General features: G+C 48.5%; 9 protein-coding genes and 1 pseudogene. 4 read left to right on the top strand and 6 right to left on the bottom strand.

Annotated elements, in window-relative coordinates; all coding sequences use genetic code 11:
* Positions 1-7: 7 nt before the first annotated feature.
* The 6 genes from G7Y39_RS03965 to G7Y39_RS03940 all read right to left on the bottom strand — a co-directional run bounded on the left by G7Y39_RS03965 (position 8) and on the right by G7Y39_RS03940 (position 6,032).
* Complete coding sequence (locus G7Y39_RS03965) at positions 8-595, bottom strand: RNA polymerase sigma-70 factor (protein ID WP_165155289.1); 588 nt, start codon at positions 593-595, stop codon at positions 8-10.
* Positions 596-666: 71 nt separating this feature from the next.
* Positions 667-2,070 (bottom strand): glucuronate isomerase, encoded by a 1,404-nt coding sequence (gene uxaC / locus G7Y39_RS03960; protein ID WP_165155287.1) that lies wholly within the window; start codon positions 2,068-2,070, stop codon positions 667-669.
* Positions 2,067-2,741 (bottom strand): bifunctional 4-hydroxy-2-oxoglutarate aldolase/2-dehydro-3-deoxy-phosphogluconate aldolase, encoded by a 675-nt coding sequence (locus G7Y39_RS03955; RefSeq protein WP_165155285.1) that lies wholly within the window; start codon positions 2,739-2,741, stop codon positions 2,067-2,069. Before G7Y39_RS03955 ends, uxaC begins: the two co-directional genes overlap by 4 nt.
* 36 nt (positions 2,742-2,777) lie before the next feature.
* Positions 2,778-3,821, bottom strand: a complete 1,044-nt coding sequence (locus G7Y39_RS03950) for a sugar kinase (RefSeq protein WP_165155283.1) — start codon at positions 3,819-3,821, stop codon at positions 2,778-2,780.
* Between the two features lie 310 nt (positions 3,822-4,131).
* Positions 4,132-5,121, bottom strand: coding sequence for a tRNA dihydrouridine synthase DusB (dusB, locus tag G7Y39_RS03945; RefSeq protein WP_165155281.1), 990 nt, complete (start codon positions 5,119-5,121; stop codon positions 4,132-4,134).
* Between the two features lie 323 nt (positions 5,122-5,444).
* A complete protein-coding gene (locus tag G7Y39_RS03940; protein WP_165155361.1) occupies positions 5,445-6,032 on the bottom strand; it encodes an ISAs1 family transposase in 588 nt (195 codons plus the stop codon).
* Positions 6,033-6,602: 570 nt separating this feature from the next.
* On the opposite strand from G7Y39_RS03940, the gene G7Y39_RS03935 reads away from it, so the two are divergent.
* From G7Y39_RS03935 to G7Y39_RS03920, 4 genes and pseudogenes are all read left to right on the top strand, one after another.
* On the top strand, positions 6,603-7,670 hold the full coding sequence (locus G7Y39_RS03935) for an efflux RND transporter periplasmic adaptor subunit (protein ID WP_165155279.1): 1,068 nt from the start codon (positions 6,603-6,605) through the stop codon (positions 7,668-7,670).
* A 12-nt stretch (positions 7,671-7,682) separates the two neighbouring features.
* A complete protein-coding gene (locus tag G7Y39_RS03930) occupies positions 7,683-10,757 on the top strand; it encodes an efflux RND transporter permease subunit (RefSeq protein ID WP_165155277.1) in 3,075 nt (1,024 codons plus the stop codon).
* Between the two features lie 68 nt (positions 10,758-10,825).
* Entirely contained in the window at positions 10,826-12,250 is a 1,425-nt protein-coding gene (locus G7Y39_RS03925) for a TolC family protein (protein WP_370520354.1), read from the top strand.
* Positions 12,240-15,408: pseudogene (locus tag G7Y39_RS03920) on the top strand (efflux RND transporter permease subunit). Before G7Y39_RS03925 ends, G7Y39_RS03920 begins: the two are co-directional and overlap by 11 nt.
* Positions 15,409-15,714 lie beyond the last annotated feature (306 nt).

Below are 15,714 nucleotides of genomic sequence, written 5' to 3'. Positions count from 1 at the left end.
AAACTACCTATAAAAAACTCTCTTTTTTATTTATGTTATAATGTATCTTCAACTTCTCACGTAAGAGCTTTAGGGCACTATAAATATGATTATTGACCGTGCTTAATGAGATGCCTAGTTGCAGGCTGATTTCTTTGCTGGGCATATCATGAAGGTAACTTAAGGTGAAAACTTCCCGGCATCTTGCGGGAAGACTATTGATCGCGGCATTTATCTCCGCTCGTAAATCTTGGTTATAGAGCTTGCGTATCACGTCATTGGCATCTGGGTCATAATATTTGTATCCGATTTCCTCGATCTCTAATTCATACATAGACTGGTAGTCATTAGAACGCCCTTTCTTTTTCAGTACATTCAATGACGAATTATACACGGAACGCAATAGATAGCCTTGTAAAGATTGAGAATCATCCAGTCTTTCTTTCCGTAACCATACATTCAGAAAAACATCTTGCACCACATCTTCCGACTCCTCTTCGTCCAGAAACAACTCCGCGTATGAACGCAAAGAGAGATAATATTGCCTATATAATTCATTAAAGGCAATACGGTCTCCCTTTCTAATTCTTTCTACCAGCGAAGCCTTATTATTCATGGAATTAGTCCTAACTAGTTTATGGGCAAAGTTAAAACTAATTCCTGAGAAATCAATAATGTTTTCTGTAACTACCAACCAAAGTATCGCTTAGCGTTATAATAACTAATGTTTTCTACCAATTGACCGATAAAGGAGCGTTCGGAGGCGGGCAATAAACCCATTTCAATCTCATTGCCTAACATATCGCAAAGGATCCGGCGGAAATACTCATGACGGGGATATGACAGGAAGCTACGGGAATCCGTCAACATACCGACGAAACGACTTAGAAGACCGAGGCTGGAAAGTGCGTTTAATTGATCTTCCATGCCTTTGATTTGATCGAGGAACCACCAAGCCGCCCCATATTGCATCTTTCCGGGGGCACTGCCGTCGTTAAAATTGTAGGCATTGGCTACCATTAGCTCGGTGTCGCGAGGGTTGAGATTGTAGACGATCGTTTTCGCCAGTAGATTTTCTTGGTCCAGACGGCTGAAAAAACGGTTCATGGAGACAGATACCGGTTGATCATCGATGGCGTCGAAACCCGCGTCTGGTCCTAATAACTTAAACATCCGTTTGTTATTATTCCGATTTGCGCCGATATGAAATTGTTGTACCCATCCACTCCGGGCATCCATCGCTGCCAATTCGTATAGCAATGCCGAACGGTACTTGCGAACTTCCTGTTCCGTGAGTGATTTACCCATGCGAGCCTTGAGGAAGATCTCCTCAATCTCCCGCTCGGTATAAGGCTCGGCGTAGAAAGTATCCAACCCGTGGTCCGATAACCGGCATCCTTGGGAGGCGAAGAAGTCATGTCGTTTTTGTAAAGCCTCCAATAAATGCTTGTAGGTGAGGATGGCTTTATCGGCAGCGGCCTCCAGCTTGGACAGATAGTCATTTAGTGCCTTGAAATTATCGATAGCGAGTACCTTGTCCGGCCGCCATGCCGGATATACGCGGGTATGGCATCCGTTTGAACGTATTTTTTGATGGTATTCCAATGAATCTATAGGATCATCGGTTGTACAAACGATCTCTACGTTCATCCGTCTCATGATGGCCTGCGCACGATATTCGGGGGTACGTAGCTTATCCGTACAAGTCGCATAGATTTCTTCGGCGGAAGCCGGATTCAAGACTTTATGGATCCCGAATATACGGCTAAGCTCCAGATGCGTCCAATGATAAAGCGGATTTCGCATCGTGTAAGGCATCGTCTCGGCCCATTTAAGGAATTTCTCGTAAGGGGGCTTATCTCCGGTGATATATTCCTCGGGAATACCATTGGCTCTCATTGCCCGCCATTTATAATGGTCTCCGCCAAGCCAGATCTCCGTAAGATCCTCGAATTGATGATTCTCCGCTATTTGCCGGGGATCTAGGTGGCAGTGGTAATCAATAATGGGCATCTTCGCCGCATGCTCGTGATATAACTCGCGGGCCGTGTCGGTCCGGAGCAAGAAATCTTGATCTAAAAAGCTTTTCATACTTGGCGATACTTTTGAATAATAGATAAGGCGTTATGGCATAAATCGGTAATGGATTGCCAATGGTTTCCTGCTATCGCTTCTTTGGGGAACAACTTAGATCCCATTCCTACGCAGGTCACACCGGCCTTGAACCAAGCGGATAGATTCTCTTCCGTAGGCTCCACGGCACCGGTTGCCATGATTAGGCTCCATGGCATGGGCGCCTTTATGTTCTTGACAAATGAGGGACCTCCTACATTTCCGGCGGGGAATATCTTGCAAAGATCGCAACCTGCTTCTTGGGCAAAGCCGATCTCGGATACGGAGCCGCAGCCGGGCGTGTAAGGGATGAGGCGACGGTTACATATCTTCGCTATCTCCGGGTTGAACAACGGACCGACTACGAAGTTTGCCCCTAGCTGCATGAATAAGGCGGCTGAGCCCGGGTCTACGATGGAACCTGCGCCCAATACTAATTCAGGACATTCTTTGGCGGCGTATTTAACCAGCTCGCCAAATACCTCGTGGGCAAAATCTCCCCGGTTAGTAAACTCGAAGGCTCTGACTCCTCCCTTATAACAGGCTTTTACAACCTGTTTGGCGATCTCCACATCTTTATCATAATAGACGGGCACCATTCCGGTTTGGATGATAGTCTGTAATGTTTGTATTTTATTGAATTGAGCCATGTTGGGAATTAAAAATTGAAAGTTGGGAATTGAAAATTAGCGGGAGACACGGCCGGAAGCATCGCCGGACATGAGTTTTTCTACCTCCTCTACGGTTACTTGGTTGAAGTCTCCATAAATCGTGTGCTTCAAGCAGGAAGCCGCCACCGCGAAGTCCAAGGCTTTTTGGTCGTCGCCGGGATAGGAAAGTAAGCCGTAAATAAGACCTCCCATAAAAGAATCGCCTCCACCTACACGATCGACGATATGAGTGATATTATACCGGCGGGATTCGTACAGCCGATTATCTGCGTATAGCACTCCGCCCCACGTGTTATGATTGGCATTGATAGAACCTCTCAACGTGATAATAACTTTCTGTGCACGGGGGAATCGAGCCATTAATTGGGTACATACCGATTGGAAAGAGGCGGCATGTACCTCTCCTTCCGTGGTGGTGGCGTCGAAACCTTCGGGCTTGATACCGAAGACTTTCTCTGCATCTTCCTCGTTTCCTAGGATGATATCGCATCCGGCCACTAGTTTTGGCATGACTTCATTGGCTGTCTTGCCGTATTTCCAGAGATTTTTCCGGTAGTTGAGGTCGCAGGATACTGTGATACCCAATCGGCTTGCCGCCTGTATTGCCTCCGAACACACGTTGGCGGCACCTTCGGATATAGCCGGTGTGATACCTGTCCAGTGAAACCAAGAGGCATCCTTGAATACCGCATCCCAATCGATCATCCCCGGTTGGATCCCGGCGATGGAAGAATGAGCTCGGTCATATATCACCTTGCTGGCTCGGGCAACCGCTCCGGTCTCGAGAAAATAAATGCCTAACCGTTCTCCTCCGTAAATGATCTTGGAAGTTCCGATGCCCTGTTTGCGTAATTCCATGACGCAAGTACGGGCGATGTCATTTTGTGGTAAACGGGTTACAAACTCAGTCTCGATGCCATAGTTAGCGAGTGAGGCGGCGACATTCGCTTCCCCTCCGCCAAAAGTAGCGTTGAACTGATTGGCTTGGCAAAAGCGTAAATGGTCCGGAGTAGCTAGCCTAAGCATGATCTCTCCGAAAGTTATGACTTTCTTACTCATGGCGGTATAGTATTATGTTTCTCGCGAATGTAAGGGTTTATTTTGAATAATGTATACGTGTGTGCGAGAACATAGGCTTTGGAAAAATAAAAAAGCCGCTGATCCCAATATGGATGCGGCTTTTTTTGCTCCTCAATGAAACAATCTCACGACTCTCCCCTTGCAAAGACTTGTTAACCTTAGATCTAAAATACTATGAAAAAAACTCGATGCAAATATAAGGGGTTTTATAATATGTGGCAATAGTATTTGTAACATTTTATTGTAAAAATGTCGCAAAGAGATTTCAATTTGATATATATCAAGCGCATTATTCTGAAATTCCGTACTTTTTAGGGATATTGTCCATGAGTTCGAATAATTCGTTAACGCTCTCCGCACGTAGCATGGCGATCCGTGTTTGCTTGAAATCAGTAATGCCTTTGAAGAGTGGAGTAGCTGCCAGATGACGACGAATATGTAAGATCCCCCTACGTTCGTCCAATCGTTCCACGCTTTGCTCCACTTGTTCTTTTAGGATATCCAGATACCAAGAGAATGGCTTTTGCGGCAATAATTCCCCGGTCGTAAGATAGTGTTTTACCTCTTGGAAAATCCAAGGGCGGCCTATACTAGCCCTACCGATCATTACGGCGTCTACGCCATAGTCCTCGAAACGCTGCTTGCATATCTCGGCGGAAGTCACGTCGCCATTTCCGATGATAGGGATTCGCATACGAGGGTTATTTTTAACGGCACCAATCAAGGTCCAGTCCGCCTCGCCTGTGTACATTTGCGCCCGTGTACGTCCGTGGATGGAGAGGGCGGCGATACCACAGTCCTGTAGTTGCTCGGCTAGATCCACGATAATGCGGTTGTCGGCATCCCATCCCAAACGGGTTTTCACAGTGACGGGGATGTTCACGGCTTTCACTATTTCTCTCGTGATCTCCAGCATCAACGGGATATCGCGTAGCATGCCGGCTCCGGCTCCCTTGCCCGCTACTTTCTTTACGGGGCAACCAAAGTTTATATCTAAGATATTCGGACGAGCTTCCTCGCAAATACGTGCGGCCTCTACCATCGAGGCTGTGTCCTTGCCGTAAATCTGGATAGCGACCGGACGTTCATCATCGGAGACATTTAGTTTTTGCTGTGTTTTGTTCACACAACGGATCAATGCGTCGCTCGATACGAACTCCGTATATACCATGTCTGCCCCGAAGCGTTTGCACATCAAACGAAACGAGATATCCGTCACGTCCTCCATCGGTGCCAAGAATACAGGACGCTCCCCTAAATCTATTGAACCAATCTTCATGCCTTCTGTTTGCTAACTAAATAGAGATTACAAAAGTACTTCTTTTTGGGGAATAATTTTTACATCTGTTTCTATTTCCAGCTTTGCGAGGCACTTGCGGATATACGTGTTTTTTTTGAGGGAGTTCCCTTTTATCCAGATATACTTACTTTGTGCCGAGGCAGTATATATCCTATGCCCAGAGAAGATATACTCCAAGGGCATCTAAGGTATATCCGTGGCTCCGGCCACGGCTCTTTCATTTAAGCCAAAAGAATAAGCATACCATCCCTTACCCGGTTCATTTCGAATCGGGTAATTAGTCATATCTGTATGTCAGTCAATTACACTTTCATCAAAATTTGATTTTTTTCATTTCTGCCATGGCCGAGCTCCGGCCCTTCTGTATATGAATAAAGCGGCGTGTGCTCCTTTAGTCTGTCCTCAACTTCGTAGCGCAGAGAACGTTGGTTCGCCTTTAGCTCTATCAGGAAATCACTTTCCTTCTTTCTGATTTTGTCGATGATATCCTTCTGCATGGACATGGCGTCGGCGGTGACTATCTTTCCGGATATGTTGATTTTGTCGATAAGTAGCGGGACGGCCTTTATCTCATTGTTTTTTTTCAGGCAGGCCTCGGTTGCCAATATGATGCCGGTGTCATACGAATACGCCGACACTATATCCGGATTGCGCCCGTTCTCCTGGACAGTCCCTCGTTCAGCCTTGCCGTCCACACAGATTATCTCTTTGTCGCAGTCCGCTTTGAGCAGTTCTTTGTGGAACACTTCTGCGAACTCCCGCATTTTGTCGGCAAGAGCCAGATCGTCTATGCCGTTTGCAACACGGCATAGGGTCGCTTCCGAGGGTATCCCGTTCCTGAGTATACCCAGTTTACGGAATCTGCCGAGGTTGTGACGACCGAATTCCATTATTGCGGTACGTCCGACATGTCCGCAGACCCTGCCGAGGACATCAGTATGATGATGTCGGCAAGACGATGACGGATATTGAGCGTATATGCCTCAATCGAACGTTTTTGGTCGAGTGGCTTCATTTTCTGTGTAACTGTTTGAGTTTTACCTATAAAGTTACGAGGAATCTGCCACCCGGCCAAATTTTTGACGCACTTGCTCCTTTGAAAAATAAGGAATATACACTCCCTGTGACGGGAAACTTCTATACCCTTAGATCCAACTTGAAGCCATGTAGCACCACCACAAGAAGCCACATCATTCCCGTGGGTTGCCCGCTATAAAATAGTACCCTCTCCGAAAGGACGAGGCAGTTTTTAAATGAAAGAGCCGTGTAAACCCAACATAAAAAAACGGGGCATTGAGATGACGAAAGAAAAAATAAATATATTTGCAAAGAATCTTACAGTGCTGAATGCTGTACCGATTCTGCACTATAATCACCTGTCCCTGCTGGGTTTGTCATGACCATCATCATGCCGTTGGAGATGTGGTTCTGGTATTACATGTAAATATATTGTACGAAAAATGAAATACTACGGTTTGTTAATCTTTATACTGTTGATCTCGTCGTGTGGAGGAGAGAGTCGGGAGAGAGAGCCTGCTGAAGAGTCTGTAGAGGCTCAGTTGCACAGCGAAGATAACGAGGTCACTGTTGCTACTCTTAAATACTCCGATTTCAAACATGAGCTTATTAGTAACGGTAAACTCTCCGCGCAGAGGATGGCCGACCTCCGCTTTGAGGCCGCAGAGCCTATAGCCAAGATATATGTGAGGAATGGACAGCGTGTCGCCAAAGGCGAGCGGATCGCTGAACTCGACCTGTTCCGTTTAAGCAACAAGGTGGCCCAGGCCAAGGACGCTTTGGAAAAGGCCAAGCTGGAGCTTAAGGATGTGTTGATCGGCCAAGGGTATATGTTGGAGGATTCAGCAAAGGTGCCTAAGGCCACTCTCAACCTGGCTCGTGTGAAGAGCGGTTATGATTTGGCCACGGCGCGGTATGAGATGGCCCTTTATGAGGAGAGGCGAGCGGTGATGACAGCCCCTTTTGATGGCGTTATAGCCAACCTCTTCGACAAACAGGCCAATATGGCCTCCACGACTGAACCTTTCTGTACGATAATCGACCCCAATAGCCTTGAGGCCTCATTCAGCGTGCTTGAGAGCGAGTTGCCATTGATAAAGCGGGGCGACCGTGTTGAGGTGACACCATTCGCCAACGCCGGGCTTACCACACATGGGAGCGTATCAGAGATCAACCCTTTGGTGGATGAGAATGGAATGGTGCAGGTGAGGGCCGCTGTCAGTGGCAAGGGCCAGCTCTTTGAGGGAATGAATGTCCGGGTAAGCGTGCAGCGCTCATTGGGAAAACAGCTTATTGTGCCAAAGACGGCAGTGGTGTTGCGCTCCGGAAAGCAGGTGGTGTTCACGCTAAAGGATAATGTGGCCTACTGGAATTACGTGACGACAGGCCTTGAGAATGCCGATAGCTATACCATTGTTGAGGGACTAAAGGAAAATGATGTCGTGATAACCAGTGGCAACATCAACCTTGCGCATGAGGCGCCTGTCAAGGTAGTGGAAAACAGCAAATAATATAGCTGCCTTATGGTCCGTTTCCTGCTACATCGTCCTATTGCCGTATTGATGGCATTCACCGCATGCTTCATCATGGGTTTGGTGACCTATTTCACCATCCCGGTATCTCTATTGCCAGATATTGCCATCCCCGAGATAACAGTGCAGGTGTCGGGACAAAACAGCTCGGCAAGAGAGCTGGAGAACACCATCGTGAAGCCTGTCCGTCTACAGCTTATGCAGGTGGCTGGGCTGAGGGATATACATAGCGAGACATGCGATGGCTCGGGAATCATAAAGCTCAGTTTCGACTTTGGTACGAATACCGACCTCGCGTTCATTGAGGTGAACGAGAAGATAGATGCCGCCATGAACTATCTGCCTCGTGAGGTGGAGCGTCCAAGGGTGGTGAAGGCTAGCGCGACCGACATCCCGGTATTTTGCCTCAACCTCACATTGAAGGGCAGTGAGCAGACGCATGGCGGCAATGAGGAGTTTCTCGACCTCTGCCTGTTTGCCGAGAATGTGATAAAGCGCAGGATAGAGCAGCTGCCGGAGGTGGCAATGGTGGACATGACCGGGGTGGTTGGCAGGGAGCTGCAGATAGTGCCCGACATGAGCAGGCTGGAGATGGCCAATATCACCTTGGATGATATAGAGCAGGCACTGTCGGAAAACAATGTTGAACCTGGCAGCATGGTGGTGAGGGATGGCTATTATGAGTATAATATCAAGTTCTCCACGCTGTTGCGAACGGTTGATGACGTGAGGGATATCTTTATCCGCAAGGGTGAGCGCGTTTTCCAGTTGAAGGAGTTGGCAAAGATAGGTATAGTGCCCGAGAGGGAGACCGGGGTGTCGCTAGCCAACGGAAAGCGCGCGGTGACATTGGCCGTGATAAAGCAGGCCGACGAGAACATGGAGAATATGAAGGAGGCTCTTGTAGAGGTGACAGACCATTTCAAGTCAATCTATCCTGATATCGAGCTTACCATCACCAGAAACCAGACCGAGCTGCTCGATTATACCATATCGAACCTCAAGCAGAACCTGTCGCTTGGATTCCTCTTTATATGTATAGTGGCAATAATCTTCCTTGGTGATGTAAAGAGCCCTGCCGTGATTGGACTGAGCATGACAACCAGTATCATCACCAGCTTCCTCTTTTTCTACCTGTTCGACATGTCGCTGAATATCATCTCTCTCTCAGGTTTGATACTGGCGCTGGGTATGATGATAGACAGCTCAATTGTCGTTACCGAGAATATCGCCCAATATAGGGCAAATGGCTGTTCGCTGGAGGATGCCTGCGCGAAGGGAACTAGCGAGGTGATAACCCCCATGCTCAGCTCCACTTTCACCACTATCGCGGTGTTCGCTCCATTGGTATTCATGAGTGGTATCGCAGGTGCTATATTCTTCGACCAGGCGTTTGCCGTGACGGTAGGATTGATGGTCTCATATTTCACAGGTATCATGTTGTTGCCGGTGCTTTATAAGCTTGTGTACAGTATACCTGATATAAAGCATGGCTTCTGGAACATGAGGATAAACAACCTGGTGAAGGAGCATACGCTCGATCGCTTCTATGACAGGGGAGTCGACCTGGTGTTCAACCATAAGGGTGCCAGCCTTCTGTTCATATCGCTCACTTTACCGCTCTGTGTGGCGCTGTTCTATATCATCCCCAAAAGCAGGATGCCGGAGATTGACCAGAACGAGTTGATAGCGCATATTGAGTGGAACGAGAATATTCATGTTGATGAGAACAGGGCCAGGGTGGCTGAGCTGTTTGGTGAGGCGGATAAGGTTGGCGCACGACATACCGCAGATATCGGACAGCAGCAGTTCCTGCTGAACAGGGACAGGGAGATGTCTGTCTCGGAGGCGGAGCTATACCTCAAGACCAAGGAGACCGACCAGATTGGGCCGTTGCAAGAGAGCATACTTAACTGGGTGAAGCGGCGATACCCCGAGGCGGTGATCTCATTCTCTCCGCCTGAGACAGTCTTCGAGAAGCTGTTCGTCACTGGCGAGGCTGATATAGTGGCTGAGTTTTATGCCCGTGATAAGGAGAAGTCTCCCGACGCCTCCACGCTGCACCGCCTGGAGAAGGAGATGACGGATAAGAGTGGTATCTCTCCTGTTGGTGTCGCTTTCGAGAACCATCTGAACCTGTCGATAGACCAGCGAAAACTGCTATTATATAATGTGTCGTATGATGAGGTATACCGTGTGTTGAAGACCGCCTTCAAGGAGAATGAGGTGGCTACACTCCGCTCATATCAGCAGTATCTGCCTATCACCTTGGCCGGTAATGGGCAGAGTGTCGACCAGGTATTGCGTAACACGCTAGTCCGCACCACTCCCAACGAGAGGCAAGAGAGCCATTATGTACCTCTCAACGCTGTTGTCAAGGTATCTTCGGGTGAGGACCTGAAGACATTGACGGCGGGAAAGAATGGCGAGTTCATCCCATTCAGCTTCTATGGCGTGGATGACGCTGAGGCGTTGATGAGCGACATAAGGGAGGTTGTATCGGAGGGTGACAGCTCGGCCAACTGGGATATTGACTTCTCCGGAAGCTTCTTCTCGAACAAGCGGATGCTTAACGAGCTTGTCGTCATCCTGCTCATATCAATACTACTGATGTATTTCATCCTTGCCGCCCAGTTCGAGAGCTTCCTCCAGCCCTTGATCTTGCTGTTGGAGATACCTATAGACGTGGCGGCATCACTGTTGGTGCTATGGGTATTCGGACACACGCTGAACCTTATGAGCGCCATCGGTATCGTTGTTACCTGTGGTATCATCATCAACGACTCCATCCTGAAGCTCGACGCGATAAATGAGCTACGCAAGGATGGAATCCCTCTGTTGGAGGCCATCCATGAGGCAGGGCGCAGGCGTCTTCGCCCTATCATAATGACATCTTTGACAACAATATTCGGCATGGTTCCGCTGCTCTTCTCGTTCGATATGGGAAGCGAGTTGCAGAAGCCGCTATCTATCGCCATGATATCGGCGATGCTTGTCGGTACGGCGGTCAGCCTGTTTATAATCCCATTGGTCTATTGGTATATCTATAGGAGAGAATCGGCATGAGTAGAAGATTATACATGCGGGTAGTTCCCGCCATTTGCGCGTTGTGGACTTTGTTGGCAGGCACGGCCATGAGCCAACCGTTGGTCCTCACGTTGGAGAAGACAATCTCTTTGGCGGCGGATAGCTCGTTGGAGGCTTTCCGCAACAAGAACCTGTTCCTTTCAGGTTACTGGGAGTTTCGCAGCTATAAGGCTGAGCGTCTGCCAAGCTTGACACTCAACCTTACCCCGGTTGAGTATTACAGGGACATAACCAAGAGATACGACTCTGATAAGGATATCGATGAGTATCGCAAGCAGCAATCATTCTACGCTGGTGGCAACCTGCAGATCAAGCAGAACTTCGACCTGCTGGGCGGTAGTTTCTATGTGAACTCAAACCTGGGCTATATGCGCTATTTCGGCACAAACACATATAATCAGTATACCTCTGTACCTATCAGCATCGGCTATACACAGAATCTTATCGGCTATAACCCTTTCCGATGGGAGAGAAAGATAGAGCCATTGAAATATGAGAGGGCGAAGAGGGAGCTCCTGTATAACATTGAGAATGTAAGCGAGAACGCGACCAACTATTTCTTCGCCTTGGCGATGGCGCAGGTGGAGTATGACATGGCAAAGGAGAATGTGGCGACGACCGACACCCTCTATCGCACAGGGGAGGAGAGGCATAAGATCGCGGCTATCAGCCAGGCCGACCTGCTGACATTGAGGCTGGATGCCATAAACGCACGCAACACCTTGCGCAACGCGGATATAGAGCTTGAACGCGCCATGTTCAGTTTGGCCTCATTCCTCAATTTCGACAAGAACACGGAGATCAGGCTACGCCTTCCATCACGACCTCACGGTCTTGATATCAATGTTGAGGAGGCCCTGGCCTTGGCTCGCGACAACAATCCTAAATTCATGGAGATAAGGCAGAATATTCTTGAGGCTGAGCAGCAGGTGGACAAGACCAGGAAGGAGGCCTTGTTCAATGCCTCGATCAACGCCAGTATAGGTTTCAACCAGGTGTCATCCAAGTTCAAGGATGTCTATAGGGATCCGCTACAGCGGGACCTTGTCTCTACCTCTCTATCTATTCCGTTGATTGATTGGGGCGTAAGGAGGGGCAAACACAATATGGCCAAAAGCAATCTCAATGTGGCGCGCATATCGGCGAGACAGACCGAGCTGTCGCTTGAGGAGGATGTGGTGATGACTGTGAGCGACTTCAATGTCAGGCAGGATCTTATCTCCAGCGCCGAGGAGGCACTTGATATCGCCATCATGGCATACAATGAGACAAAGCAACGCTTCATGATTGGCAAGGCCGACATCAACAGCCTGACGCTTTCGCTAAACAGGCAGCAGGAGGCGCAACGCAACTATATCACGGCGTTGCAGAACTATTGGTTGAGCTATTATAAGATACGTAAACTCACTTTGCATGATTTCGAGACCGGCGTTTCGCTAGCCAACGAGTTTGATTACGAGCATGGGTTATAAGCCTAACATATCATCATTCACGATCATAGTCTCTTTCCTATGTGTCGCGTTGGCGGGAATAGCTTTCGTGCCCTGTTGCCGATCAAGCTATCCCCATCACGTACGTTGCCTAAGCTTACCATCAGCTATAATATGCCCAGCAATTCCGCCAGGGTTATAGAGATGGAGGTGACATCGCGGCTTGAGTCGATGTTGGCCCGCATCAAGGGCATAAAGGAGATATCATCGACATCTGGCAATGGTTGGGGAAGGATAACTCTTGAGCTGGACAAGCACACCAATATCGACGCTGCTCGCTTCGAGGCCTCAACCATCGTGAGGCAGACATGGCCCGACCTGCCTGAGGAGCTTAGCTATCCGGTGCTGGAGATGAGCCGTCCCGACGATATGGAGTCGAGACCCTTCTTGAGCTATACCCTTAACGCCTCCGCCACGCCAATATTCATCCAGCGTTTCGCCGAGGATCAGATAAAGCCCAGGTTGAGCAGCCTGCCTGGTATTTACCGCATTGACGTCACCGGAGCCACGCCAATGGAGTGGCGTCTGGAGTATGACAGCCGCCAGCTTGCCGACCTTGAAATTGCTGTAGCTGATATACAGTCGGCTATCAGCCATTTTATAAGAAGGAGTTCCTGGGTATCGCCAACAGTGGCGGTGAGCTTGGTGAGGATTGGATCAGGCTTGCGCTCATGCCAGAAAACGAGAATGTGGGTTTCGATCCATCATTGATAACGGTCAGCAACAGGGACGGTAAGCTGGTGAGGCTCGACCAGCTTGTGAGGGTGACACGCCAAGAGGAGGATCCGCAGAGTTATTACCGTATTAATGGATTGAACTCAATATATCTTTTCATCCGTGCCGAGGAGAGCGCCAACCAGCTGCAGCTGGCGGATAGGGTGAAGGAGGAGATGGAGCATATTCGTGAGCTTCTCCCTCCGGGCTACGAGATCCATACCAGCTATGATGCGACAGAATATATCCGGGAGGAGCTGGATAAGATTTATGTCCGCACAGGCTTGACAATATTGATTTTGCTGCTCTTCGTGCTGCTTATCACGCGGAGTGTGAAATATCTTTTCCTCATTGTTATCAGCTTGACAATCAACCTCTGTATTGCCGTTATACTATACTATCTGCTGGGATTGGAGATGCAGCTGTATTCATTGGCTGGTGTAACCATATCGCTAAGCCTTGTGATTGACAACACCATAGTGATGACCGACCATATCAGGTATCACAACGATCGCAAGGCCTTCCTCTCCATACTGACGGCAACGCTCACCACAATGGGCGCGCTGGTGATAATATTCTTCCTTGATGAGAAGATAAGGCTTAACCTTCAGGATTTCGCCGCCGTGGTGATAATCAACCTTGCCGTCTCATTGCTGATAGCGCTCTTCCTTGTGCCCGCACTTATCGAGAAGATGGGGCTGAAGAGTGGGGAGGAGCGAACCATCATACCGTTAAAATATCGCTTTCCCGTCTATTTCTCCAACTACTACCGTTGGCAGATTCCTTTCCTGATGAGACATAGGGGTTTGGCATGCGTGGTGTTGGCGCTGGTTTTTGGATTGCCTCTCTTCCTCCTGCCTGAAAAGATTGAGCCTGATGATAAGGAGCTGTCGCCATGCGACTCGGTGTGGATCGCAAGATATAATGAGATGGCTTCGAGTGAGGTGTGGAAAGAGAAGGTAAAGCCGGTTATCGACAAGGGGCTTGGAGGGACATTGCGCCTCTTTGTCGAGAAGGTATATGAGGGAAGCTATTTCACACGTAATGAGGAGGCCGTGCTGACCATTAGCGCGTCCATGCCCAATGGAACGACATTGGGGCAGATGAACCACCTTATCGGTAGGATGGAGGCCTATCTGAGCACTTTCAGTGAGATAAGGCAGTTCCAGACCACTATCAACAACGCCAGGCAGGCGATGATAAACGTCTACTTCACCCGCAAGAGCGAGCGTAGCGGATTCCCATATCTCTTGAAGAGCAGGGTTATCAGCAAGGCCCTGGAGCTTGGCGGTGGCAGTTGGGGTGTATGGGGATTGATGGACCAGGGCTTCAGCAATGATGTGCGTGAGAATGCCGGCTCTTTCAGGATAGAGATGTATGGATATAACTATGATGAGCTATATGAGTGGGCTGAAAGGTTGAGGGAAAGGCTGCTCACATACCGCCGTATCAAGGAGGTGCTCATCAATTCGGAGTTCTCATGGTGGAAGGATGACTATCAGGAGTTCTATTTCAACATGAACAAGGGGAGAATGGCGCAAGAGAGAATATCCCCACTAGAACTCTTCTCCTCTATCGCCCCTGTGTTTGGCAAGGATATCAATACGGGCTATATCATTGTTGATAATGAGCAGGAGAGGTTGAAGCTCTCATCCCGTCAATCAAAGGAGTTTGATATATGGGCCATGAGGCACATGCCTCATCGTGTTGGAGAAAAGAGTTATAAGCTATCTGAGCTTGCGAGTGTGGAGAAGAGCCAGATGCCACAAAAGATAGTGAAGGTAAACCAGCAGTATAAGCTGTGCCTGCAATATGAGTATATTGGTGCCGGTTCGCAAGGTTCGAAGATACAGGAGAGGGAGATAAAGGCCATCAACCGCCTGCTGCCTATGGGCTATACCGCTAAATCGGAGAACAACTACTGGTCGTGGGACGAAAAGGACAAGAAGCAGTACGCCTTGCTTTTCTTGATTATCGTGATAATCTTTTTCACCACAAGTATCCTGTTCAACTCGTTGCGGCAGCCTTTGGCGGTCATATTCGTGATACCCATCTCGTATATAGGTGTCTTCTTGACATTCTATCTATTCAAGCTCAACTTTGATCAGGGCGGTTTCGCCTCGTTTGTCCTTTTGTGTGGTATCACGGTGAACGCCAGCATCTACATACTGAATGAGTTCAACCAGATACGTGAGCGTGTGCCCTCAATCTCGCCACTGCGAGCCTACATCAAGGCATGGAATGCCAAGATAACCCCGATATCATTGACCGTAATATCAACCATATTGGGATTCATACCATTCATGCTTGGTGCCGACAAGGAGGCATTCTGGTTTCCGCTTGCTGCAGGAACTATAGGTGGACTTGTGATGTCTGTCATAGGCATATTCCTCTATCTTCCTCTGTTCACCATGAAAAGGAGATAACTCTTTTGCTATACATTATTTTTTTCGGTAGTTGGTTGGAGAGACCGGAGCATGCTGGGACAGCATGAGGGCTGAAAACGAATGCCTAAAACGGCAATTCGCCGTTGGAAGGCATAGCTGATTATCAGTTATTTGCATTTTTCGTTTATGGTATCAGGCCATAAAAACCGGAGTATGTTGGGACAAATGCCGTTTCGAGTGCCGTGCCGCATAAAAACCGGAGCATGTTGGGACACTTTTGGTGATTTTCGGTTATATTCTTCCGCAAAAAAGGATATAGCCATGGCAACACAACCTATAAGTATG

Source organism: Parabacteroides sp. ZJ-118, assembly GCF_011038785.1.
Lineage (GTDB): Bacteria > Bacteroidota > Bacteroidia > Bacteroidales > Tannerellaceae > Parabacteroides.
This window is presented reverse-complemented; position numbering and strand designations above follow the sequence as displayed.